Source organism: Pseudomonas ulcerans, from assembly GCF_036324125.1.
Lineage (GTDB): Bacteria > Pseudomonadota > Gammaproteobacteria > Pseudomonadales > Pseudomonadaceae > Aquipseudomonas > Aquipseudomonas ulcerans.
In genome coordinates, this window is record NZ_JAZDQN010000010.1 from 1 (window position 1) to 24,870 (window position 24,870).

A 24,870-nucleotide genomic window follows, 5' to 3' on the forward strand; every position below is an offset into this window, starting at 1 on the left:
GGGGGCGTGGTCGCCCGGGTGTGTGTTTGTTTTTTTAGGCGCGCCGTGGGGGGTCCGACCCCGCTCCCACAAGGTCGGCGGTGGCCTGGACCTATACCGGCATCTCCGCCAACAGATGATTGAGCAACCGCCGCGCCGAAGGCGACAGCCCATCCTGGTCACGCACGCAGATCACGAACTCCCCCCGTGCCCACGCATCGGTGAGCGGAATCACCTTCAGCCCGAACATGTCGGCATAGCGCATCACTGCCTCCCGCGGCAGGATGGTTTGCGCCAGCCCGGCCTGGACCAGCCGGTAGGCGGCGTCGAACGACGACACATGGGCGCGGATGCGCAGTTCGCGGCCCAGCTCCTGGGCCGTATTGAGCATGAAGCTGTTGAGCGTGGCGAACGCCGAGTGGCCGATATGCTCGTAGTCCAGGGTTTCCCCCAGGGTGATGCTGGTGCGCCCGGCCAGGGGATGCCGGGCATTGACCACCAGGGCCAGGTGGTCGCGGCGGTAGGGGATGAACTCCAGCTCGCCGTTGGCCACGGTCCTGCGGCAGATGCCCAGGTCGGCCTGGCCTTCGAGCACGCCGCGGACCACGTCGAAGCTGAAGCGCTCTTCCACATCCACGCGGATATGTTCGTTGGCCATCATGAACGACGACAGCGACTCAGGCAGGAACTCCATGATCGAGGAAATGTTCGCATGGACCTTCACATGTCCCCGCGCGCCCTCGGCGTACTCGCTGATCTCGCCTTGCAGCCGCTCCATGCTGCGCATCAGCTGGCGGGCATGGCGCAACAAGGCCTGGCCCGCCGGTGTCGGCGTCACTCCGCGCTTGCTGCGGCGCAGCATCGGCACGCCGAGGGCGGCCTCGATATCGGCGATGCGCTTGCTCACCGCCGACGGCGCGATGAACTCGCGCTCGCTGGCCCGGGCGATGGTGCCTTCCTCGCAGACGGCGATGAACAGGCGCAGGGAAACGGGATCGATATGCCACATCGCGGCGGGCCTTGTGGAAGTGAATGCCGGCGCAGCATACGCATGGCGGTCGCGCCCCGGCAAACCGGGCGTGGCTCAGCGCTGGGTCAGGCGGATGATCTGCCGCGCGCAGAAGGCGCCGGTGAGGATCACCCCGAACAGGCGCAGGGTCTGCATGGCCAGGACCAGGCCGACATCCGAGTCGGTTTCCACCGCGATGATCGCCATGGCATCCAGGCCGCCGGGGCTGGTGGCCAGGTACATGGAGAGGAAGTCGCTGCCGCTCAGGCGCGCCAGCGGCCAGGCGCAGGCGGCGCAGAGGATGATCAGCACCACGGCGCCAGCGATCATGGTCGGCAGGCGCTTCCACACGTAGGCCAGGGTGGCGCGGTCGAAACGCAGGCCGATGTAGCAGCCGATGGCACCGTAGGCCGCACTGAGCAGCCAGCCGGGCATGCTGACCTGCAGGACCCCGGCCAGTTGCAGGCAGCCCCCCAGCAACAGCGGCAGGAGCAACGCACCTGCCGGTATCCGCGAGCCTGCGACGACGCCGACCAGCACCACACCCAGCCCCAGGATCAGGTTGCCCAGCTGCGGCGTTCCCGATCCGGCCGCTGCGCCGACGGCAATCTCGCCGCCCGCGCTGGCGCCCAGCCAGTGACTGACCAGCGAGCCGATCATCACCACGCACACCACCCGCACGTATTGCATGGTGGCGACGATCCGGGCGTCAGCGCCGTTTTCCTCGGACATGGCCACCATAGCCGAGGCAGCGCCGGGCGCGGTGCCCCAGGCGGCGGTGCTGCCGGGAATGCCGCCGTAGCGCACGGTGCCGAGGCCGACCAGGGCGCTGAGCACCACCGTCAGCAGGGTGGCGAACAGCATCAGTTCCCAGGATTCGGCCAGGGCGCTGAGCACCGACCAGGTGATCGAATGGGCCACCAGCAGGCCGACGCAACCCTGGCCGAAGCGGAAGGCATGGCGGTGCAGGCGGATGCTGGCGCCACTGGCGCCGAAGGCGATGGCCACCAGCATCGGTCCGAGGAACAGGCCGGCAGGGACGGCGAAGGCATGCAGGAGCTGGCCGAAGCCGCCCGCGCAGACGATCAGGGCGAGCCATTGGAAGAGCGAGGAACGGAACCACGGAGTGGAGGAGGGCAACGATGAAATCTCCCGATCAAGCGGTGCTGCGACGCCGCGAAAGCCAGCAGCGAGGAAATTATCGACGGGGCGATTCATCAGGTCTATTTTCTACTTTCGATGAATCCATAACTGAAATTCATGAATCATGGACCTGCGCGACCTGACCTACTTCGAAACCATCGCTGAAATCGGCCACCTGGGCCGTGCGGCAGAAAAGCTCAATCGCAGCCAGCCGGCCTTGAGCAAGAGCATCCAGCGCCTGGAGGAATCACTTGGGACGCGCCTGTTCCAGCGTGATGGCCGGCGCATCAAGCTCACCGATGTCGGCGAACTGCTGCTGGCCCGGGGCAAGCAACTGCGCCTGAGCATCAGCGAGACCGAGCGCGAGGTCCGCGACTTTGCCAGCGGCCTGGTGGGCAACATCCGCCTGGGTTGCGCGGCGAGCATGGCCGATCACCTGTTGCCGCAATTGGTGGGGGCGCTGCTGGAGCGTGCGCCGGAGCTGACCCTGAGCCTGTCCATCGCCCAGGACGATGTGCTCAAGGACTCCCTGTTGGCCGGTCGGCTCGACGCGACCATCTGCCCGCTGATCGTCGATGACCCGCGCTTCGTCAGCTACCCGGTGGTGCAGGACGAGGCGGTGGTGGTGGCCAGCGAGGATCACCCGGTGTTCGATCACCCGGTGCAACTCAAGGACCTGTGTGCCTATCGCTGGGTACTGGCGCCGCCGACGGTGACCGCGCGGCGCTGGATCGACAACGCCTTCCTGTCCCGCCAGTTGCCGGCGCCGGTGGCGCAGATCGAGACCAACGCCATCTCGCTGTTGCCGCGGCTGATCGAGCGTACCCGCCTGCTGAGTTTCGTCGCCCGGGAAACCCTCGAACACGGCCAGGGCATGGCCCGCCTGCGCGAGGTGCCCCTGGCCGAAACCACCATGAGCCGCACGGTGGCGGTGCTGGTCAGGACGGAAGGGTATCTGCCACCAGCGGCGGCGGCGATGATCGAACTGCTGAGGCAGGAAGGGGAGGCGTTGCTAAAGGGGTGAGGCGAGTGAGGTCCCGCCTGGGCTGCCTGGCAGCCCGTCGAGCAGGGCCGCAAGGCGGCCCCGGTTGCGTTGATGCTGAGTGGCGCTTAGAAATCGACCGAAGCCGACAGCAGGTAGGTGCGAGGCGCGCCCAGGCCGAGGCTGGCCAGCAGCGGCACGCCCCAGTAGTCCTTGTCGGTGAGGTTTTCGATACCTGCACGGAACACCACCGGCTTGCTGGCGATCTTGGTGCTGTAGCGGGCACCGACGTCGAAGATGGTGTAGCCGGGGATCGACAGGCTGTTGTCGGCGTTGATGTACTGCTTGGACACCGAGGTGGCGTTGCCGGTCAAGGTCAGGCCGTCCACCAGCGGGGTGTCCCACTCCACGCCCAGCTTGCCTTGCAGCTTGGGATAGGCGGTGGCCTTCTTGCCCTCGTTGGCGGCAACCGCCGCCTTGGTGATTTCCGGATCGGCATAGGCGATACCGCCCATCAGGCGCCAGTCCGGCAGCGGCGAACCGAAGAAGCTCCATTCCACGCCACGGTTACGCTGTTCGCCACCGAACGAGAAGATGTTGGTGGCCGAGTCGGTGTAGCTGCTTGGGCGCTTGATCTCGTACAGCGACAGGGTGTGGCTGAAGGTGCCAAGGTCGAGCTTCAGGCCGACTTCCTTCTGCTTGGACTTGTACGGCGGGAACACGTCGTCAGGGTTGTTCGAGGTCACCGGAGCGCGGGCACCCTTGCTCAGGCCTTCGATGTAGTTGGCGTACAGCGACAGATCGTCGGTCAGCTTGAACAGGATCGCCCCCGCCGGGGTGGTGGCGTGGGTGTCGTAGTTGGGCTTGTTGCGCGCACCGGTGGTAAGGCTGAAGGTGTCGGTGACCACTTCCTGGCGACGCACGCCAAGGGTCAGTTGCAGGCGATCGTCGAGGATCGACATGGTGTCGGCGATGCCGTAGCTCTTCAGGTTGTTTTCCGTGTGCAGGACCAGCGGCCATTGCTGGGGCGCTTCCGGACCCCAGACCGGGTTGTAGATGTTGGTGGTCCAGTTGGCACCCGGTACCGAGCGACGCCCCCAGTCCTTTTCCTTGTCGCGGTACTGGGTGGCGTTCACCGACCACTGGTGGTTGATGCCGAAGGTGTCGAAGTGACCGCGCAGGCCGACCTCGGCGGAGGTCTTGTAGATCTGCATCTGCAACTGCCCCATGGTGGTGGTGTAGTCGCCGGCGCTGTTGATCACTACGGCAGTCATGGTGCCGTTGTACTTGTAGTCGGTCTTGGTCGTGCCGATGGCGCCGTAGGCCAGCAACTGGTCGTTGATCTCGTACTCGCCACGCAGGATCACGCCCTTGTCCTTGCTTTCGACATAGGCCCAGTCGGGGTTGAGCAGGGTGGTGTTCTTCGGTGGCGAGGGTACCGCCACGCCGGCGTTCAGGCCGATGCCGCGGTTCTGCCCGCGGATGGTGTCGTCGGCGTCGAACAGGTCGAGGGACAGCTTGGCCCGCTCTCCGCGCCAGTCGAGGGCCAGGGAGCTGAGGGTGTTGCGTTTCGACTGGTCGTCGGTGGCGGTGTCGCCGTCGCGGTACACGCCGTTGAAGCGCACGCCGAACTGGTTGCCTTCACCGAAGCGTCGGGCGACGTCGATGTGCCCGCCGAACTGAGCGTCGGATTCGTAGGTGGCGGTCAGGCGGGTCAGCGGGGTGTCGCCGGCGCGCTTGGGAATCAGGTTGACCGTGCCGCCCACCGAGCCGCCGGGGGGCATGCCGTTGAGCAGGGCAGACGGGCCCTTGAGCACTTCGATGCGCTCGTACATTTCCGGCGAGGCGCGGTAGTAGGGCGCCATGCCGAACAGGCCGTCGACGGTCATGTCGGTGACCGCGGTCTGGAAGCCACGGATCGAGTAGTTCTCGCTGTAGGTACCCGTCAGGCCGTTGCTGAACACCGCAGGGTCGGTGGCGGAGATCACGTCGGTGATGTCCTTGGCCTGGATGTTCTGGATGAACTCGTCGGTGTAGCTGACGGTGCTGAACGGGGTTTCCATGAAGTCCTTGTTGCCCAGCAGGCCGACTCGCCCGCCCGTGGCCACTTGGCCGCCGGCATAGACGGGTGGCATGCTCTCGACGCTGTCCAGGGTTCCCTCTACGCGGGTTTCGCCCAGTTCCAGGTTGCCTTTCTTCGCTTCTTCCTTGGCGGGTGCCTCGGCCTCGGCGGCGAGGGTGGCCATGGACGCGCCGCCGAGGCCAAGCAGAAGGGCCATCTGTACGGCAGCGAAGGTGCGGTTGAGGGAGAACTGCGGCAGGGCAGGGTGGCCGCGGCGGGAAGTACAACGTACCGACATGCTGTGATTCCTTTCGATTCTAGGAGTAGTGAAGGCATTCACTAGGGATTCCGAAGCGCAAAGGAAAAACCTCAATGACAATCATTAACATTTAACAAAAGGCCAGTACGATAATGGCACTGGCCTTTGTCTCAGCGGTAAACAGGCGGTTCAGGTCAGCCCTGGTAGCCCTTCACCACTTCGTCGGCCATGCGGTCCAGGCAGGTCGGGCTGGCGGTGCACAGGTACCAGGTCTGCGCATCGACGAACACCACGCGGCCGTTGTTCCAGGCCTTGGTCTTGCGCAGCAGCGGGTTCTCCAGGGTCTGCAGGTCGAGGGCCGGGCGCCGTTCCATCACCGCGGTGCGGTCGATGATGTAGAGGATGTCCGGGTCGGCCTGCTGGATGAATTCATTGGAGATCGGCTGGCCGTGCAGCCCGGCCTGCATGTCGCTGCTGGCGGGCTTGACCCCGAGGGTGTCGAAGATGAAGCCGTAGCGCGATTTCACCCCGTAGGAGGTGAAGGCGCCATTGTTGTGCAGGACGATCAGGGCCTTTTCCGGCCGGCCTTCGGTGACCTTGCGGGTCTGCTCGACCTTGGCGTCCATCGCGGCGACCTTCTGCTGCGCCAGTTCCTCCTTGCCGAGGATGCGCCCGAGGGTGGTCAGGTGCTGCTTGGCCGCGTCGATGAAGTTGCCCTGCTTGTTGCTCAGGTCGACGTCGTCGTACAGGGTCGGCGCGATCTCGCTCAGTTCGGCGTAGCTCTGCGCCTGCAGCGGCGAGATCAGGATCAGGTCCGGCTTGAGCGCATGCAGGCGTTCGAGGTTGGGCTGGATGGTGGTGCCGACATCGGCCACCGCCGGGTCGTCGCGGTACTTGACCAGGAAATCGGCGACATAGTCCTTGGCGATGCCGACCACCGGGGCGCCAAGCTGGTCGAGGCTGTCCAGCTCGCTCATGTCGAAGGCCACCACCCGCTGCGGCAGCTTGTCCACGGCGGTGGTGCCCAGCGGGTGCTCGATCTTCTGTGGCGCGTAGGCGGGCGCCGCAGCTTGAGCCTGGGCCTTGGCCGGTTCTGGTGCCTGCCTGGCTTGCTGGTCGCAGCCGGCCAGGGCCGTGGCGACGGCCAGGGCCAGCAGCGCGGCGGGGATCGCGTTGTTCATGTCAGTTCCCTTGAGATGGATGGATTGAAGTAGTTGCAGACGAAACCCCGCTCGCTGCGCAGGATCTCGAAATCGAGGCCGAACAGCTCCCCCAGCCGCACCGGGTTGACCACCTCGGCCACCGGCCCCTGGCAGTGCACGGCGCCGTGCTTCATGGCGACGATATGGTCGGAGTAGTTGGCGGCGAAATTGATGTCGTGGACCACCAGGATCACCGTGCGCCCCTGCTCGTCGCAGAGCCGGCGCAGGGCGCGCATGATCAGCACGGCGTGCTTCATGTCGAGGTTGTTCAGCGGCTCGTCGAGCAGCAGGTAGTCGGTCTGCTGGGCGATGGTCATGGCCAGGAAGGCCATCTGCCGCTGGCCTCCGCTGAGCTCGTCGATCCAGGACTGGCGCAGCGCTTGCAGCGACAGGAAGGCGATGGCGTCGTCTATCGCGCGCTGGTCCTCGGCGGTGAGGTTGCCGCGGCTGTAGGGGAAGCGACCGAAGGCCACCAGTTCTTCCACGGTCAGGCGCAGATTGAAGTCCGGGGTCTGGCGCAGGGTCGCCACGCGCCTGGCGTAGTCGCGCACCGGGATCGCGGCAATATCGCGACCGCCCAGGCTCACCGTGCCGGCACTGGCGGCCTGCAGGCGCGCGACCAGCATCAGCAGGGTGGTCTTGCCGGCACCGTTGGGGCCGATCAACGAGGTGACCTTGCCTTGCGGAAACTGCACGCTGACATCGCTCAGCACCGGCTTGTCGCCGTAGGACTTGTGGACATGGCTGAGGGAAATCATGCAGTGCCTCGTGTGCGGATCATCAGCAGAAGGAAATACACGCCACACACCAGGTTGATCAGGATGCTGACGGAGGTGTTGTAGTTGAACAGTTGCTCGACCAGGTACTGGGCGACGATGAACAGGCCGATGGCGATGGCGCTGGCCAGCGGCAGGGTGACCCGGTGGCGCTGGCTGCGGGCCAGGGCGTAGCTGATGTTGGCGACGAACACCCCCATGAACGCGGTGGGGCCCACCAGGCTGGTGGACAGCGCCACCAGCAGGGCGATCAGCGCCAGTTGCAGGCGCACCGCACGCAGGTAGTCGACGCCCAGGGACTGGGCCTGGTCGCGGCCCAGCGCGAGCACGTCGAGCACGGCCAGCTGCCGCCGGGCGATCAGGCAGGTCACGGCCACCAGTGCGGCGCAGACCAGCACCTGGGGCAGTTGCGCCTTGTTGAACGAGGCGTAGTTGAAGCCTTGGAGGATGGAGAACTCGCCGGGGCTGATCTTCAGCTGGATGAACTGGGTAAAGGTGGCGATCACCATGCTCAGCACCAGGCCCAGCAACAACAGGAAGTACACGTTGTTGCGTCCGTCGCGGAACAGCCAGCGATGGATCAGCCAGGAGTAGCCGAGCATCAGCAGGACCGACACGGCCATGTTGCCGTTGCGCCCCAGCAGCACCAGGCTCTGGCTGCCGAGGACCAGGATCAGCAGCGCCTGGAACAGCAGGTAGATGGCCTCGTAGCCCATGATCGCCGGGGTCAGGATGCGGTTGCCGGCGATGGTCTGGAACACCACCGAGGCGTAGGCCACGCAGACCCCGGCGATGACCATGGCGCCGAGGCGGACCAGGCGCCGCGGGATGACCCAGTCGAAGTCCAGGCCTGAGCCCAACAGCACGAAGCCCAGGGCCAGGAGCAGCACCAGCAGCCAGATGCCGTACTGCGTCAGGCGCGCGCTCATGCGTACTTACTCACCAGCAGGATCAGGAACAGCACGCCGCCGACACTGCCGGCGGTAAGGCCGATGGGCACCTCGAACGGGTAGATCAGCAGGCGCCCGACGATATCGCAGGCCAGCAGCAGCGCTGCCCCGCAGAGGGCGACGACGGGCAGGGTGCGCTTGAGGTTTTCCCCGTAGTACAGCGCCACCAGGTTGGGAATCACCAGGCCGACGAAGGGAATGGCACCCACGGTGATCACCGTGGCGGACACGGTCAGCGCCACCAGGATCAGGCCCAGGGTGACGTTGGCCGCGTAGTTCAGGCCGAGGCTGCTGGCCATGCCTTCACCCATGCCGAGCACGGTGAAGCGCTGGGCGAACAGGTAGGTCAGGGCGACGATGGGCAGGATCAGGTAGATGATCTCGTAGTTGCCCTGGACGATCCGGGAAAAGTCCCCCAGCAGCCAGCCCTGCATGCTCTGCAGGAAGTTGTGGCGGAAGGCGTAGAACTCGGCGATGGCGCTGAGCACGCTGCCGTACATCAGGCCGATCACCGGGACCAGCACGGTGTTCTTGAAGCGGATGCGGCGGATGATGGCCACGTACAGCAGGCTGGCGGCGAAGCAGAACGCCAGGGCGAAGCCCATGCGGGTGAAGGTGCCGGCGGCCGGGAAGCTGGTCAGTGCCACCAGGATGCCGAGCTTGGCCGCATCCAGGCCGCCGGAGGTACCCGGCTCGACGAAGCGGTTGCGCACGATCTGCTGCAGGATCACTCCGCACACCGCCAGGCCGACGCCGGTCAATACCAGCGCGGCCAGGCGTGGCAGGCGGCTGGCGGTGAGGGTCAGCCAGGCATCCTCGGACAACGCCAGCAGGTCGCTCCACGCCACCTGCTTGGCCCCGACCATCAGGGACAGGGCGCACAGCAGCAGAAACAGCAGGGGCAAGGCCAGGCGAGTCAAATGCTGTCCTCGCTGACCGCTTCGGCGGCGATGCGCCAGCCCTTGGCCGCGCGGCGCTGGGCGAGGAAGTGGGCGTACAGGCCGGGACGTGCGGCGAGTTCGGCGGGGCTGCCCTGTTCGGCGATGCGCCCGTTGTCGAGTACCACGACCTGGTCGGCCATGGCCACCGTCGACAGCTGGTGGGCGATGACGATCAGCGTGCGTTTGCCGCGCAGGCGGGCCAGCGCCTCGGTGATCGCCGCCTGGTTTTCCGCGTCCAGCGCGGCGGTGGCTTCGTCCACCAGGAGGATCGGTGCGTCCTTGATCAGGGCGCGGGCAATGGCGATGCGTTGCCGCTCGCCGCCGGACAGCCGTGCGCCGCCTTCGCCCACCGGGGTGTCCAGGCCTTGCGGCAGGCGTTCGATGATCTCCGTCACCCCGGCCTGGCGCGCTGCTTCCAGCACCTCGGCGTGGCTGGCGTCGGCCTTGCCGATGCGGATGTTGTCGGCAATGCTGCCCTGGAACAGGTAGGCGTCCTGGAAGATCTGGCTGATCTGCCCGGCCAGTTGCCCGGCGGACATCTGCCGCACATCGACGCCGCCGACGCGCACGCAACCCTGGCTGACATCGAAGAAGCGCGCGACCAGGCGCACCAAGGTGGTCTTGCCCGAACCGGAGGCGCCGACCAGGGCGGTCATGCTGCCCGGGGCGATGCGCAGGCTGACTTGCTGCAGCACCTCGGGCTGGCCAGCGGCATAGCGGAAGCTCACCCGCTCCAGTTCCACGCCGGCATCGGCGGGAGCCTGCGGCTGTTGTGCCTGGGGCAGGGGTTCGAGGGCGAACAGCTCGGCCAGCACCGCCAGCTGGCTGCGCGCACCGCGGAGGATCTCGCTGTAGCTGGCGACTTCCAGCAGCGGATCGATGAAGCGGCTGACCAGTAGCAGCGCCAGCAGCACCGGGACCAGCGTGCTGGCCGGCAGGCCGAGGCCCCACAGCTCGCCGAGCCAGAGCAAGGCGGCGACCAGCAGGGCGGCGAAGACCACCTGCACCGCCCAGGTATTGGCCACCACCGACATCGCCGAGACCCGGATCAGGCGCCTGGCCGACTGTTGCTGGCGGGCGATGGCCTGTTCGAGGAAGCGCGTGCCGCCGTCCTCGCCATTGAAGGCGCGCAGCACCGACTGCGCCTGGGCGAACTCGACCATGCGCTGGCTGGTCTGCGCGGTATCGCGGTGCAAGCGCTCGTCGGCGCGTTGGCCAAGCCGTGCCGTAAGGACGAACACGCCGAGCAGCAGGGGCAAGGCCAGCAGGGCCACCAGGCCCAGGCGCGGGTCGAGGAAGAACAGCGCCACCAGCAACACCAGCGGGCTGACCACGCCGGTGAGCAGTGGGGTGAAGACGTGGGCCGGCAACTGCGCCACGGTCATCATGCCCTGGGTGGTGAGGTGGTTCAGGCGCGCGGTGTTCTGCGCGTTGAACCAGCCCACCGGAAGCCGGGCGACATGGTCGCCGAGGCGCTGACGGCCGCCCTGGAGCACGCCGATACCGACGCGGATCCCGGCCTTTTCCACCACCCGGCGCAGGGCCCAGCACAGCAGTACGCCCACCAGCAGCAGGCCCAGCCAGCGTGCGGCGGCCTGTGCATCGTTGGCCAGCAGGCTGCCGAGCACCGGCACCACGCCGACGATGGTCAGGCCGCAGAGCACGCCGTAGACCAGGGCCCTGGCGAGGTAGCGATAGAGAAACGCGGCGTCGTCACCGAGCAGTTCGAGGAAGGTCTTCAGCATGGCGATGGCGCCTGTTCCGTGGCCTGAGGGTAGCCGCCCAGCGCCCAGAGGCGGGCGTAGTGGCCGTTGCGCGCGAGCAGTTGCTCGTGGCTGCCGCGTTCGCTTAGGCGGCCGTGGTCGAGCACGAGGATCTGGTCGGCGTGCATCACCGTGTCCAGGCGATGGGCGATCACCAGCAGGGTGCGGCCACGGGCGAAGCGCGACAGTGCCTGCTGGATCTGCACCTCGTTCTCGGCGTCGGCCGCCGCGGTGGCTTCGTCCAGTACCAGCAGCGCCGGGTCGAGCAGCACGGCGCGGGCGATGCTCACCCGCTGCAGTTCGCCGCCGGACAGTTGCACGTCCTCGCCGACCACCGAGTCGTAGCCGCGGGGCAGGGCGAGGATGCGCTGGTGGATGTTCGCGGTGCGTGCGGCCTGCTCGATTTCTTCCTGGCTGGCCGAAGGACGGCCCAGGGCGATGTTGTCGCGCAGGCTGGTGTGGACCAGGCGTACCTCCTGCAGGACAAAGCCAATGTGGCGGTAGAGCTGGGTGCTGTCCAGTTCGCGCAGGTCGACGCCGCCGAGGGTGATACGGCCCTGGGTCGGGTCGAAGAAGCGCAGGAGCAGGCGGGCCAGGGTCGACTTGCCCGAGCCGGAAGCGCCGACGATGGCGGTGACCGTGCCCGGTTCGAGGTCGAAACTGACATCGTCGAGCACGGCCGTCTCGCCGTCGTAGCTGTAGCCCAGGTGTTCGACGCGGATGGCCGGCGCTTGCGCCAGGGCCGGGCGTGCCTGCGCCGGGGTGTCCAGCACCGGGGTGTGCAGCAGGGCGTGGACGCGGCCGGCGGCGGCGGTGGCGGCCTGCAGGTCGTGGCTGAGGTAGCTCATCAGCAGCAGCGGCGCGCACATGCCCGGCGCCACCAGGGCGAACGGCAGGATATCCAGCGGACGGATCCAGCCGAGGCTGCTGAACAGGGTGCCGAAGGCCAGCACCACGCCGAGCACGGCCACCGGGGTGACCAGTGCGTGGGCATTGGCCATGGCGCTGACCAGCGGCCGGGTGAAGTCGTCGAAGGCCGCGGCGAAGCCGTCGACCGCCTCGCGGTAGCTGCCGTGGGCCTTGCCTTCGAGGCCGAAGGCCTTGACCACCGGGATGCCGTTGACGAACTCCACCACGGCATTGTTGATCCGCGCCATCTGCGCACCGAAGGCCGGCATGTTGGCGGCGCTGGCCTTGACCGCGCGCTTGTAGAAGAGGAAGAACAACGGGAACGGCAGCAGCGAGACCAGGGCCATGCGCCAGTCCATGGCGAACAGGTAGACCACCGCGCCGGACACCGCGCCGAGGGTGCGGCCGAGGCTGGTGTAGTAGTGCGCGGTCAGGCTGTGCAGGGTATCGATATCGTCCTGCATCGCCTGCTTGACCTCGCCCGAGGCGCGCTCGGTGAACCAGCCCAGCGGTACCCGGGCCAGGCGCCGGGTGATGGCCAGGCGCAGTTGCCGGGTGATGTGGTTGTCGGCCAGGTGGGCGAGCATCTCGCCAGCGGAGATCAGCAGCATGCCGAGGAACAGGCAGCCCAGGCTGACGCCCAGCACCAGCCAGACCCGCTCACCGATTTCTGCCCAGGGGGCGAGGCCGTCGGCCAGGGCGAGCCGGGCGACATGGGCGATGCCGGCCAGCGGCACCAGGGTCAGCAGGCTGCCGAGGGCGGCCAGGCCAGCGGCGACGCGCAGGCGCCCGCGGATCGGTCGCAGTACGTCGGAAACCCCTGCGCGGGTCGCATCGTTGGCGCTCATCGTTTCTCCTGGATATGCAAGACAGTCGGCTCGGCGCGGCTGTCGTCCATGGCGGCGGGGTGGTTTCCCCCGATGCCCACTGTGTATTTCGAATGACGGCGGAAAATCCTCAAGCCGCTCATGCGCCGCGGCCCGAATAGAACGGCAGGCAGGTACGTACCGCCGAGGCGATGTACTTCTCCACCGAGGACACCGAGACCTTGAGCTCGACGGCGATATCGCGATGCGCCATGCCGCTCAGCTTGTGCAGCAGCAGGGCTTCGCGGGCGTTGGCAGAGTGGCGTTGCAGCGCGGCGTCGACCTGGATCAGGGCCTCCACCGCCAGGGCGCGGACTTCTTCGGAAGGCACCAGGGCTTCCTCGCGTTGCTTGAGGTCGTCGAGGTAAGCGGTTTCGAGCTTGCGGCGGCGGTACAGGTCGATGACCACGCCCTTGGCGATCTGCGTGAGGTAGCGGCGGCAGTCCTCGGCGGGCGGCACGTAGCCTTTGCGCAGCAGGTTGACGCAGATGTCGTGCGCCAGGTCGGCGGCATCGCAGGCATTGCCCAGCTTGCGCCGCAACAGGCCGCACAACCATCCATGGTGCTCGGCATACAACTGCTCCAGTTGTTGCCTGAGCGCGAACGATCCTTGGTCCACGTGACTCTCCATTGCTAAAGCATCCAGCGGTACAGCCAAACAGTTTTTGACTAATGATAATCGCTACGATTAGCATTTGGAGCATACGGCGTTGTCTGGTGCCATGCAACGCGGCCTGTTTTTCCTTCAACCCGCTCCGGCGCTGCCGGGGTGCACTTCAGGACCGAGGATCGGTCTGGCGGCCCATGCGGCCGTGTCCACTGCTTTTTGTTCTGTTCGACAAGGCGGAGTATTTCCATGATGGAACTCAATCCAGGTAGCGCCTCGCGCCGACCTGTCAGCGACTACGAAGAAAGTGCCTGGCTGCTCCAGCAGCAGTATCCCGAGCGTGTGCTCAAGCATTTCAGTGCCTGGCGCATGGCGCGCGACACCGACCTGGCGGGGCTGGAAAAGGCGCTGCTGGCGGTGGTCGCCAGCCTGCCGGCGCTCAATGCGCGCTATCGCTTCGATGACGACGGCGAGCTGCACTCGTTGCAGGGCGCCGACCCGCAGGCCTGCCTGCAGGTGCTGCAGGTTGCCTCGGCGGAAGAGGCCAGCGCGCGCCTGCTGGCCCTGCAGGCGCAGCCCTGGGATGCCGAAGGCGAGGCGCCGGCGCAGGCGCTGATCATCGGCACGGACGAGGCGCCGATCCTGGCGTTCATGCTGCACCAGATCCTCGACTGCACCTGCCGCGAGGATGACCTCTATCGCCTGACCCTCGACGCCTGCGCCGGACGCCCGCTCGGTGTGCCGCACCTGCCCTGGCTGCAAGGCCAGGCGCTGGCCGCCGCGCCAGCCGCAGCCGTGGCGCCGGCCAGCGCCAGCGACGAGGTCGCCGCCCTGATCCTCGGCGAATTCCGCACCGCCCTGGCGGTGCCGGGAATGACTGCGCAGGACGATTTCTTCGACCTCGGCGGCCACTCCCTGCTGGCCACGCGGATCATCGGCAAACTGTCGAGCAACCACGGCATCGAGGTGCGCTTCAACGACTTCTTCAGCGCCCCTTCGGCGGCGGCGCTGGCGGCGCGGGCCCAGGTGTCCGGGCGCGAGGGGCAGGCAGTGGCGGGCGTGCAGGACGAGGTGCAGCGGGCGCCGTTCGCCCTGGCCCAGGCGTCCCTGGGGCGTGCCTATGCCGCCTTCGATTTCGGCACCATCTTCAACCTGCCGTTCGCCATGAGCTTCCTCGACCCGGTGGATGAAGCCGTGTTCGAGCAGGCCTTCTCCGACCTGGTCAAGCGCCACGCCAGCCTGCGCACCACCTTCCACTTCGAGGGCGACGAGGCCTGGCAGCAACTGGTGCCGCTTGAGCGCCTGGGCCAATACAAGTGGTTCTGGTCGAGCCGCGAGAGCGAGGGCGCGTCCCTGGCCAGCGAAGCCAGGCATCGTTTCGACCTGTCGCGGGAACTGCCGATGCGCGTGCGCTTCCTGCGTGATCCGCAGCGCAAGGGGCAGACCCTGTCGTTGCTGGTCAACCACATGGCCATCGATGAATGGTCGCTGAACGTGATGATGGAAGACCTCGCCCGCGCCTACCTGGCCCGTGCCAGCGACCGCGCTCCAAGCTGGGAAGCGCCGGTGCCATCGTTTCATCGCTATGCCCTGGAGGAACTGGCGCGGGGCATCAACCGCCAGCACCTGGCGTACTGGACCGACATGCTCCGCGACGCGACCCGCGGCCTGCGCTTGCCGGCCATTGGCGGCGACAGCCCGGTGCCGGCTGGCGAGGCGTCCACCCGCGCGCAGTGGTTCGAGATTCTCCCGGACCAGGCCATGATCGATCACCTGTATCGCTTTGCCCGGCAGAACGATGCGTCGCTGTTCGGGGTGATCTACACCGCGATCGCCCTGGCCCTGCACAAGGTGGGTGACCTGCGCGACCTGGTGATCGGCACGTCGGCGTCGGGGCGTACGGACCCTGCGTACTACGAGACGGTGGGTTACTTCACCACCATGGTCGCGCACCGGGTGCAGTTCGATCCGCAGCAGCGCGTGGGTGCGTTGATCGAGGGCGTCAGTCGCCTGGTCAACGATTCCATGGCCTATGCCGACGTGCCGCTGGAGCAGATCCAGCAGGCCCTGGGCATGACGGCGGCGGACGGCCTGCTGTTCGATGTGTATGTGCAGATCCATGCCAACAACGCGCTCAACGGTGCCTTGAGCCGGCCGGAAGGGGAGAAGATCCGCTATCGGCAGATCGACCCGGAAAAGAACGAATCGATGTTCGGCATCCAGTTCGAGATCATGGAGAACCTGATCGAAGGCCAGCGCTCGCTGCGCCTGGTGGTGACCTACCGCACGGAGCGCTACAGCGCGGCGCAGATGGCGCGGGTGACGGAAGCGATCGAAGGGGTGTTCGGGCTGTTTGCCCGTGAGGGTGGGGCAGGGTTGCTGGTGCAGGAGGTGCGGGTCTGAGGACCCGCTTTGCCGCTGCACAGTGAAATGCGGACCCTGTGGGAGCGGGTTTACCCGCGATGGCGTCGGTGAATTCACTATCGCAATCGCGGGTGAACCCGCTCCCACAGGGGAAGTGTTGCCTTGTCGGCTCCGGTTTCTAGCTCGATTCGAGCCCCGTCAGATCACCCCTCATGCATTCCGTAGCGCTGGAACGACGAGCGCTTCGGCAGGCGGTAGTGCGGCCGTCCCAGCAACTGGTTGACGATGGTCGCGTTGCGTGAGGCCGCCACCCCCAGGTCCGGCGAGCCCACGCCGTGCTGGAAGATCTCCGCGTTCTGCACGAAGACCCGCCCCACGCCCTGGTCGCAGCGGCGTGCGGTGAAGTCTTCCTGGACGATGCAGTCACCCTGTTCATCAGTCTCCAGAACGCTGCCCTTGAGCCGTTCGAACCACTGTGGCCAGGCATGCCCGTAGCCCGTGGCGGCGACGATGGCGTCGCTGTCGAAGGCACTGCTGCGCGCAAGTTCGCGATGCCGGTAGTGAATGCGCAAGCGGCCACCCACGTCCTCGACGCGCTCAACCTCGCAATTGGACAGCAGGGTCAACCCTGGGTCGGTGCCGCCGATGGAGCGCTCGTAGATCAGGTCGTAGACCTGGGCAATGGTCGAGAAACTGATGCCCTTGTACAGCAACCCTTGCCCGGCCACGATCTCGCGCCGCCGCTCCCGCGGCAGGCTGTGGAAGTACTCCATGTAGGACGGGGTGAAGCATTCCTGGCCGAGTTTCGAGTACTCCATCGGGTGGAAACCCTGGGAGCGGGTGATCCAGCGGATCGACGCACCGGCGGCGACCCGCTCCGGCGTCAGTTCGTTGAACAGCGCCAGCACGCATTCCGCCGCACTCTGTCCGGATCCGATCACCGTCACCTGTTGGCACTGCGCCAATTGCGCCTGGCGCCTGGCGAACTCCGCCGAGTGCAGGATCGGTGCGGAGCTCTTGACCTGAGCCCAGCGCGGCAGGATCGGCGAAGTGCCGACGCCGACCGACAGGTGCCGGCTGTAGTAGTGGCGCTTGAACCCCGACAGCGACTGGCTTTCGATAAGGAAACGCTCGGCCGCCGGGTCGTAGCTGACATCGCTGACTTCCTCGCCGAAATGGCAGGTCGACAGTTGCTGCGAGGCCCAGCTGCAATAGTGGTCGTACTCGCGACGCGGCACCTGGAAATTGTCGTACCAGTAGAACTGGTACAGGCGCTCGTGCTGGTGCAGGTAGTTGAGGTAGCTCAACGGGTTGGTGGGGTCGGCCATGGTCACCAGGTCGGCGAGAAACGGTACCTGCAGGGTGGTGCCAGGCAGGATCAGCCCTTCATGCCAGCGAAACTCGGTCTTGCGATCGAGGAACAGGCCGCTCACCCCCGGATGCGAGGCAAGCAGCGCGGCCAGGCCGAGGTTGAACGGGCCTATGCCGATGCCGGCGATATCCACGGTGGGTAAATCCTTCATCCAATCGATCTCCTTGGGCCTTGCGGTTGAAGAGGGCGCATGCGCCCTTGACGCGACGCGGGGCATTCAGGCACCCGCGGCAGTGAGCAGTCGTTCAACGTCGCCGGCATTGCGGCAACGCAACAACTGCCCGGGTGACAGCGGTACGGCGAACTGTTCGTGCATCCGTGCCGAAATGGCTTTCAGGTGCTGCGGCCGCAGGCCGAGGCTGACGAAGTCCACCAGCGGATCGTTGCTGGCGTCGGGCGCCAGGCCGAGCACTTGCCGGTAGATGTCCAGCACCTGGTCCTGCGCCGTGGCGGGTGGCGGGGCGGCGAGCAGTTCGCGGGCGCGGCGGCGGTCCGGCTTGCCGTTCTGCGACAGCGGCAGCGCGTCGACCGCCAGCAGGCGCGTCGGCACATGGGACTGCGGCAGATGCTCGCTGGCGTAGTCACGCAGTTCGCCGGTGCCGGGCTCGGCCGCCTGCGGATCGCGGACATACAGGGCGCCCAGGCACAGCTCGCTCAGGCGCGCATCGCCGTAATCCACCACCAGCACGTGACGTAGCGCCGGGTGTTGGCTCAGCACCATCTCGACATCCGGCAGCGACACCCGCACCCCGCGCACTTTCACATAGCCATTGACCCGGCTGTCGAAGAGCAGGGTGCCGTCGTCGCGATAGCGCCCGCAGTCGCCGCTGCGGAAGGCGCGCACGCTCTCGCCGTGTTCGTCCTGGACGGTGATGAAGTCGGTCTGCAGCAGCTCGCCGTCCTGCAGGTAGCCCAGCGCCAGGTTGACCCCGGCGGTGTGGATGCGGCCGACCACGCCCGTGGGGCAATGGCGGCCCTGGGCGTCGAGGACGAAGTAGCGGTTGCCGGGCAGCGGCTGGCCGTAGGGAATCGACTGGCGGTCCTGTTCGCTGATCTCGTGCCAGATGCTCCAGATCGTGGTTTCCGTCGGCCCGCCCAGGGACACCAGGCGGGTGTCTGGCAGCAGGCGGCGCAGTTCGGCGATCACCGCCGGCTTGATGTAGTCGCCGCCCTGGGCGATCAGGCGCAGGCTGCCCAGGTCGTGCGCGCCACGGCAGGCCAGGAGCATTTCCAGGATGGCCGGCACCGAGCACCACAGGGTCACGCCATGCCGGGTCACCAGCTGGTTCCAGCGCAGCGCGTCCTTGTCCTCGCCGGGCCCCGGCAGGACCAGGGTGGCGCCGGCGGTGAGGCTGCCGAAGATGTCGAACAGCGACATGTCGTGGTGCAACGGGGTGACCGAGAGGACCACGTCGCGCTCGCTCACCTGCCAGTTGGCCAGGGTCGCGCCGAGCACGTTGGCCGTGGCGCGGTTGTTGAGCACCACGCATTTCGGCCGGCCGGTGGTGCCCGAGGTGTACAGGTAGTAGCCCGGGGTGTCGTTCAGCGACAGGTCGGGCAACTCCGCCGGCGGCGTTGCCGGCTCGGCGAGCAGCGCCGCGCAGGTGGTCGAGGGCTGCACCAGGGTTTCGGCGTGCGCCAGTACCACCAGGTCCGGGTCGCAGTTTTCCAGCAGGTACTGGCGTCTGTCCGCCGGTGCGGCGGCATCGATCGGCACCCAGATCACCCCGGTCAGCGCGCAGGCCAGGGTCAGCATGGTGTGCTCCGGGCTGCGTGGCAGGCACAGGGCGAGCACATGGCCCTGCTCCAGCCCGCGGGCGCGCAGTGCGGCGATGATCCGCGCCACGCCATCGCCCAGTTCGGCATAGCTCAACTGGCGCTCGCCGCTGACCAGGGCGAGCTTGTGGTTGCCGGGATCGAAGAGATTGGCCGCCAGCCTTGCCAGCCAGGTCTCGCGACAGGCAGCGCTGACCGGCGTGTTCAGGCGGTAGTGAGCGGTGTCGATCAGTGCTGCAGCGTCCACGGCGAACTCGCCGCTCCGGGCGATCTGCTCGATGGCCCGCTGCAAGCCTCGCAGGTAATCAGCGACCAGGGTGGGCGCCAGCACCTCGTGGGCGTAATCGATGTCCACCTGCAGCGCGCCTTCGGCGTCGGCCCAGAAGCGGATATCCATGGCCACCTGCGGGGTCTGGGTCAGGCCGCCTTGTAGTTGCATGGCGCTGTCGCGGGCCGCCACCGGCCAGGACAGGCCGTTGGTGATCACCACCGGCAGCACCGGGCCCGGACCGTGTTGCTCGAACAGCTGGCGAGCCAGGTCGACACCGGAGAAGGCCAGGTGCTGCAGGCCTTCCAGCACATCCACCTGCAACTGCGTGGCACGTTCGACGAAGCTGGCGTCGCTGTCCGGCCAGTTGATCGTGAGGAAGCTTGAGCGGTTGGCAAAGGCCGCGTCGCTTGCCGGCGCCACCGGCACCGCCACGCAAAGGCCACCTTCGCTGACCCAGCGGCCGAGGACTTCCAGCAGCAGCGCCATTACCGCCGAGTTCTTGAACAGGCGCTGGCGGGCGCCGAGGCGGCACAGGGTGGTGAAGGTTTCCTTGGGCACCCGCAGGCTCTGTCGCTCATAGCGACCGGCCCCGGCCTGCTCCAGCGGCAGGCTCCAGGGCAGACGCGGCGGGCCATCCACGCTGGCCAGCTTGGCGCTCCAGTAGTCGGCATCAGCCTTGCGTTGCGCGGCCAGCCCGCTGTTTGCGCTGGCGCTTGCGGCAACGGCCTGTTCGTCGACGCGGCCTTCGAGCAGTTCCAGTTGCAGCGCGGCAATGGCGCGGCCATCCAGGATCAGCGCGTCGAAACGGGTGAACACCAGCAGTTCGCCGCCGGCCAACTGGAAGACCGTGACATTCCACGGCGAGCACTGCAGTGGCGCCATGGCATGGGCATAGGCTTCGCGCTGCGTCTCGATTTGCGCCAGCGCCTCGGCGAGGGGCAGGTGGCTGAGGTCGACTTCATCCAGGTTCAGTTGCGCGTCGTCGCTGATCCACTGCAGCCGTTGGCGTTCATCGATGCGGGTGCGCAACCCCGGATGGCGCTGCACCATCGCCGCCAGCCGCTGGCGCAGCACGGCGATATCCAGTCGGCCGCGGTATTCGCGAAACTCCTGCATGGCCACGCCGCCCAGGGGCATCTGGGTGCTGCGGCCGAGCAGGTAGGCCTGTTGCAGCGGCGTCAGCGCGGTGGGTTGCGGCAGCGTGCGGTCGAGCACTGCGGGCTGCGCGGCGACGTCGCCCAGCAGGCCGACGAAACGCTCGAACAGCGCCGTGACCCAGGCTTCGGGGAGGGCATCGAGGCGCACGTCCCAGTTGACCAGGATGCCGCCGTCGGCGCAGGCGATCTGCGCATCCAGGGCCACCTGCGGGCCCTGCGACATCACCCAGTTCAGCGTGCCGAAGGCGCGCTGCACCCGTGGCGAGAACAGCTCGCCGCCGGGCAGGTCGAGGGCTGCGGTGAACACCACCGGCGCCAGTTGCGGCGTACCGTGATGGCGCGACAGGTCGCGCATCAGGTTCACCCCGGAATAGGCGCTGTGGTCGAGACGCTCGATCATGTTGCGCGCCACCTGGGCGCAGAGCGCCGCCAGGGTGTCGGCCTGGTCGAGGTCGATATCGAGGATCAGCACGTTGGCGAATTCACCGACGATGCGTTCGACGTCGTCCACCAGCGGTTCCCGCCAGAAGGCCGGGACATTGAGGCGGAACTGCCGGTCGCCGGTCTGTGCGCCGAGCGCTGCGGCGAACAGGCCCAGCAGCAGGTTCGACAGAGTGATGCGTCGGGTCCGCGCCAGCTGGCGCAGGGCCTGGCGTTGTGCGGGGTTGAGCCAGGCGCTCAGGCGCTGGCTGCGTGCGCGGGTGGCGGGCGGGTCGAGCAACGGCAGGGCCGGCGCCGGGGCGATGCTGTCCAGACGCTCGCGCCACCACTGGCGGTCGCGCTCCCGGGCGCTGTGCAGGGCCGGGGCGTTGCGTGCCGCGTCCCACCAGTCGAAGAAGGTCGGCGGCGTGGCGGGCAGGTTGTCCGCATCCTCATAGCAGTGCGCGAGGTCTTCCAGCAGGACGCGGAAGCTCGACGGGTCGATGGCGATCATGTCGGTGTCGACATGCAGGCGGCAGTGCCCGCCGTGCAGCAGGCTGATCCCGAAGCGGGCGGCATGGCCGTGACGCAGGTCCAGTTGCTGATGGCTCCAGGCGTCGCGCTTGCGCGCCAGGTGAAGGCGGGCATCCGCCTCGGCCAGGCCGCGCAGGTCGTCGACCTCCAGGCCCGGGGCCTGGTCCGGCGGGGCGATGGTCTGCTGTCCTTCGTGGTCGATTCGCAGGCGCAGCATCGGGTGCAGCATACATACCTGTGCAAGGGCGGCGCGTAGCCGCTCCAGGTCGATGGCAGGGCCATCGAACTCGGCGTACAGATGAGCTGAAACTGTCCCTAATGCCGCATGAGTCGTGCGCCCGATCCAACAGGCGGCTTGCATTTCGGTTAACGCTCTCATGGGTCCACTCGTGTCGCTGATTGACAAGTCCGTATTTATGGCGTCCCCTATAATAGAAACGATAATGATTCCGATTCAATAGTAATTTTACTCGTAAGCAGGAGGCTGAACCGAGATGAGAGCGAGCACGCTCATGGCGACTGACATGGATGAAGCAGTGGCAGTCGATCGATCCATGAACTTTTCATTCACCTCGGGTGACCGCGAACTGGTCGTCAACGGTGCCTTGCAGCGCATCGACACTCCCGCCGCCGGCGGCGACAACCTCGACGGCCTGTTCCAGAAAACCATCGCCCAGGCCCTCGACATGGCTCGCCGGGCAGGGCAGGCCAACCCCATCGTGGTGGGTGCCATTCCTTTCGATCCCGCCGAAGCCTCGTGCCTCTACCTTGCCCAGGCGCACGAGTGGCGTGCGCGTGCCGGGTCTGGTCAGGAGGCCGTTGGCCAGATGCCACGTCTGCTCGACCAGAAACCGATCCCCGACGAGGACGCGTTCAAGCGTTCGGTGGAGCACGCCATCGTCAACTTCCGCCACAGCGATGTGCGCAAGGCGGTGCTGTCGATCCAGCGCGAACTGGTCTTCGACGGCGACGTGGACGTGGACCTGGTGCAGCGCAACCTGCGGGCGCAGAACCCCGCCGGCTATCACTTCCGCGTGCCCATGGCCGATGGCGCCACCTTGCTCGGGGTCAGCCCGGAGCTGCTGGTGCGCAAGGAGGGCTGGAGCTTCGTTTCCAATCCGCTGGCCGGTTCGGCCCGGCGCATGCCTGACGCCGAAGCCGACCAGCGCAATGCCGAGTGGCTGGCAGCCTCGGAAAAGGATCACTACGAACATGGCTTCGTCACCCGCGATATCGCGGCCCGGGTCGGCGAGCTGTGTACCCGCCTGGACGTGCCGCAGCGGCCGTCGCTGATCAGCACCCCGGCGCTGTGGCACCTGTCGACGCGTATCGAGGGCGATCTCGTCGATCCGAACGTGTCGGCCCTGCAACTGGCTTGCCGCCTGCACCCCACGCCGGCGGTGTGCGGCTTCCCCACCGAGCGCGCGCGGCGCCTGATCCGCTTCGTCGAACCCTTCGAGCGCGGCCTGTTCACCGGCATGGTCGGCTGGTGCGATGCCGAGGGTAACGGCGAGTGGGTGGTGACCATCCGCTGCGGCACCTTCAAGCGCAACCGCGTGCGTCTGTTCGCCGGCGCCGGCATCGTCGAGGCCTCGCAACCGGCGGCGGAATGGGCGGAAGTCCAGACCAAGCTCGGCACCATGCTGCGTGCCTGCGGACTGCATCATTAACCAAGGACGTTGGACCCAATGACTATCGAATTCACCGACTGGCCCCAGGATCGGGCGCAACGCTATCGCGACGCCGGCTACTGGATCGACCAGACCCTCGACCGCATCCTGGTCGAGCGTGCCCAGGCCCAGCCGCAGGCGCTGGCACTCATCTGCGGCGAGCGCCGCTTCACCTACCGCGAGCTGGACACGCTGTCCTCCAACCTGGCCTCGCGCCTGGCCGAGCGCGGCCTGGGCCAGGGCGACACGGCCCTGGTGCAACTGCCCAACGTGGCCGAGTTCCATATCGTCCTGTTTGCCCTGCTCAAGGCCGGCATCGTGCCGCTCAGCGCGCTGTACAGCCATCGCAAGCTGGAGCTGGGCGCCTATGCCAAGCAGATCGTGCCCAGGCTGCTGATCGCCTCGCGCGAGCACGAAGTGTTCCGCGACGACAGCTACCTGGAGGCGTTCGCCCAGGTCGGCGCGGTGCCGGAGATCACCTTGCTGCTCGGCGAGGGCAATCCGGCACACGACCTGGCGCAGTGGATCGAGACCCCGGCCAGCCAGGCGGTGGCCTTCGCGCCGACGCCGGCCGACCAGGTCGCGCTGTTCCAGCTCTCCGGCGGCAGCACCGGGATTCCCAAGCTGATCCCGCGGACCCACAACGACTACCACTACAACGCCCGTGCCTGCGCCGAGATCTGTGGGCTGGACAGTCGCACCCGCTTCCTCTGCGCGGTGCCCGCGCCGCACAACTTCCTGCTCAGCTCGCCCGGGGCCCTTGGCGTGTTCCATGCGGGTGGTTGCGTGGTCATGGCGGCGACGCCCGAGCCGTTGAGCTGCTTCGAGCTGGTCCGTCGCCACGAGATCAATACCGTCGCCCTGGTGCCCAGCGCCGTGGCCCTGTGGCTGCAGGCGGCGCCGGAGCATCGCGAGCAGTTGCAGTCCCTGGAATACCTGCAGGTCGGCGGCGCGGTGTTCGCCGATTCCCTGGCGCGCCAGGTGCCTACCGTGCTCGGCTGCAAGCTGCAGCAGGTATTCGGCATGGCCGAGGGCCTGATCAACTACACCCGCCTCGATGACAGCGACGAGCAGGTCTTCACCACCCAGGGCCGTCCTATCAGCCCGGCGGACGAAATCAAGATCCTCGACGAGGACGGCGTGCCGGTGGCCCCGGGCGAGACCGGCATGCTCGCCACCCGTGGCCCCTACACCTTCTGCGGCTACTACAAGAGCCCCGAGCAGAACGCCAGTGCCTTCGACGCCGAGGGCTTCTATTACTCCGGCGACCTGGTCCAGCTCACCCCGACCGGCGACCTGCGGGTGGTCGGGCGGATCAAGGACCAGATCAACCGTGGCGGCGAGAAGGTCGCCTCGGAAGAAATCGAGAACCTGCTGGTGCTGCACCCGGACGTCACCCACGCCGGGCTGGTGGCCATGCCCGACGAGGCGCTGGGCGAGAAGAGCTGCGCCTTCGTCGTCTCGCGCAATCCCGCCCTCAAGGCCCCGGCTCTGCGCCGTCACCTGCTGGAGCTGGGGATCGCCGAGTACAAGCTGCCCGACCGTATCCGCCTGATCGAGGTCATGCCGCTGACCGCCGTGGGCAAGATCGACAAGAAGCGCCTGCGTCACCTGCTCAACGTGGACAACACCCGGAGCTGGTTGCACGAGCGGCTGCGCCAGGTGCTGGAGGACGGGGAAAGCCTCGACCCGCAGGAAAACCTGATCTTCTACGGCCTCGACTCGTTGCAGGTGATGAAGCTGGCGGGCGAGCTCAAGGAGCGTGGCATCGCCGTGAGCTTCGAGGAACTGGCCAGTGCGCCGACCCTGGCCAGCTGGTGGTCGCTGGTAGAGGCGCGCCAGAAGGCCGCCTGATTCA

The 24,870-nt window shown here is 67.1% G+C and carries 17 protein-coding genes; 5 read left to right on the forward strand and 12 right to left on the reverse strand.

The window, feature by feature from the left end; all coding sequences use genetic code 11:
- Nucleotides 1-91: 91 nt before the first annotated feature.
- Both V0R59_RS11490 and V0R59_RS11495 read right to left on the reverse strand, forming a co-directional pair.
- Nucleotides 92-988: a LysR family transcriptional regulator gene (locus V0R59_RS11490; protein ID WP_330074412.1), complete on the reverse strand. Its 897-nt coding sequence runs from the start codon at nucleotides 986-988 to the stop codon at nucleotides 92-94.
- A 75-nt stretch (nucleotides 989-1,063) separates the two neighbouring features.
- Entirely contained in the window at nucleotides 1,064-2,128 is a 1,065-nt protein-coding gene (locus V0R59_RS11495; protein ID WP_330074413.1) for an AbrB family transcriptional regulator, read from the reverse strand.
- Between the two features lie 2 nt (nucleotides 2,129-2,130).
- Between V0R59_RS11495 and V0R59_RS11500 the strand changes: the two genes are divergently transcribed.
- The gene (locus V0R59_RS11500) at nucleotides 2,131-2,274 is read left to right on the forward strand and encodes a hypothetical protein (protein WP_330074414.1); all 144 of its coding nucleotides are present in this window, start codon (nucleotides 2,131-2,133) and stop codon (nucleotides 2,272-2,274) included.
- The gene (locus V0R59_RS11505; RefSeq protein WP_330074415.1) at nucleotides 2,256-3,155 is read left to right on the forward strand and encodes a LysR family transcriptional regulator; all 900 of its coding nucleotides are present in this window, start codon (nucleotides 2,256-2,258) and stop codon (nucleotides 3,153-3,155) included. The genes V0R59_RS11500 and V0R59_RS11505 overlap by 19 nt, the downstream gene beginning before the upstream one ends.
- 86 nt (nucleotides 3,156-3,241) lie before the next feature.
- On the opposite strand, the gene V0R59_RS11510 is transcribed toward V0R59_RS11505, so the two are convergent.
- From V0R59_RS11510 to V0R59_RS11545, 8 genes are all read right to left on the reverse strand, one after another.
- Nucleotides 3,242-5,473, reverse strand: coding sequence for a TonB-dependent receptor (locus tag V0R59_RS11510; RefSeq protein ID WP_330074416.1), 2,232 nt, complete (start codon nucleotides 5,471-5,473; stop codon nucleotides 3,242-3,244).
- A gap of 155 nt (nucleotides 5,474-5,628) precedes the next feature.
- Nucleotides 5,629-6,615, reverse strand: coding sequence for a siderophore ABC transporter substrate-binding protein (locus V0R59_RS11515; protein WP_330074417.1), 987 nt, complete (start codon nucleotides 6,613-6,615; stop codon nucleotides 5,629-5,631).
- On the reverse strand, nucleotides 6,612-7,394 hold the full coding sequence (locus tag V0R59_RS11520; protein ID WP_330074418.1) for an iron ABC transporter ATP-binding protein: 783 nt from the start codon (nucleotides 7,392-7,394) through the stop codon (nucleotides 6,612-6,614). Before V0R59_RS11520 ends, V0R59_RS11515 begins: the two co-directional genes overlap by 4 nt.
- The gene (locus V0R59_RS11525; protein WP_330074419.1) at nucleotides 7,391-8,341 is read right to left on the reverse strand and encodes an iron chelate uptake ABC transporter family permease subunit; all 951 of its coding nucleotides are present in this window, start codon (nucleotides 8,339-8,341) and stop codon (nucleotides 7,391-7,393) included. Before V0R59_RS11525 ends, V0R59_RS11520 begins: the two co-directional genes overlap by 4 nt.
- Nucleotides 8,338-9,282 (reverse strand): ABC transporter permease, encoded by a 945-nt coding sequence (locus V0R59_RS11530; RefSeq protein WP_330074420.1) that lies wholly within the window; start codon nucleotides 9,280-9,282, stop codon nucleotides 8,338-8,340. The genes V0R59_RS11525 and V0R59_RS11530 overlap by 4 nt, the downstream gene beginning before the upstream one ends.
- Nucleotides 9,279-11,048, reverse strand: coding sequence for an ABC transporter ATP-binding protein (locus V0R59_RS11535; RefSeq protein WP_330074421.1), 1,770 nt, complete (start codon nucleotides 11,046-11,048; stop codon nucleotides 9,279-9,281). Before V0R59_RS11535 ends, V0R59_RS11530 begins: the two co-directional genes overlap by 4 nt.
- Nucleotides 11,042-12,823, reverse strand: a complete 1,782-nt coding sequence (locus tag V0R59_RS11540; protein ID WP_330074422.1) for an ABC transporter ATP-binding protein — start codon at nucleotides 12,821-12,823, stop codon at nucleotides 11,042-11,044. The genes V0R59_RS11535 and V0R59_RS11540 overlap by 7 nt, the downstream gene beginning before the upstream one ends.
- 118 nt (nucleotides 12,824-12,941) lie before the next feature.
- Nucleotides 12,942-13,460 (reverse strand): sigma-70 family RNA polymerase sigma factor, encoded by a 519-nt coding sequence (locus V0R59_RS11545; RefSeq protein WP_330074423.1) that lies wholly within the window; start codon nucleotides 13,458-13,460, stop codon nucleotides 12,942-12,944.
- A gap of 237 nt (nucleotides 13,461-13,697) precedes the next feature.
- On the opposite strand from V0R59_RS11545, the gene V0R59_RS11550 reads away from it, so the two are divergent.
- Nucleotides 13,698-15,851, forward strand: coding sequence for a condensation domain-containing protein (locus tag V0R59_RS11550; RefSeq protein WP_330074424.1), 2,154 nt, complete (start codon nucleotides 13,698-13,700; stop codon nucleotides 15,849-15,851).
- 164 nt (nucleotides 15,852-16,015) lie between these two features.
- Here the strand turns inward: V0R59_RS11550 and basC are convergent, their stop codons facing one another.
- Both basC and V0R59_RS11560 read right to left on the reverse strand, forming a co-directional pair.
- A complete protein-coding gene (gene basC, locus V0R59_RS11555) occupies nucleotides 16,016-17,335 on the reverse strand; it encodes a putative histamine N-monooxygenase (protein ID WP_330074425.1) in 1,320 nt (439 codons plus the stop codon).
- Between the two features lie 66 nt (nucleotides 17,336-17,401).
- Nucleotides 17,402-21,721, reverse strand: coding sequence for an amino acid adenylation domain-containing protein (locus V0R59_RS11560; RefSeq protein WP_330074426.1), 4,320 nt, complete (start codon nucleotides 21,719-21,721; stop codon nucleotides 17,402-17,404).
- A gap of 175 nt (nucleotides 21,722-21,896) precedes the next feature.
- Here V0R59_RS11560 and V0R59_RS11565 point away from each other — a divergent pair, with 175 nt between their 5' ends.
- Both V0R59_RS11565 and V0R59_RS11570 read left to right on the forward strand, forming a co-directional pair.
- Entirely contained in the window at nucleotides 21,897-23,012 is a 1,116-nt protein-coding gene (locus tag V0R59_RS11565; RefSeq protein WP_330074427.1) for an isochorismate synthase, read from the forward strand.
- A gap of 18 nt (nucleotides 23,013-23,030) precedes the next feature.
- Nucleotides 23,031-24,866 (forward strand): (2,3-dihydroxybenzoyl)adenylate synthase, encoded by a 1,836-nt coding sequence (locus V0R59_RS11570; RefSeq protein WP_330074428.1) that lies wholly within the window; start codon nucleotides 23,031-23,033, stop codon nucleotides 24,864-24,866.
- The last annotated feature ends 4 nt before the right edge of the window (nucleotides 24,867-24,870 follow it).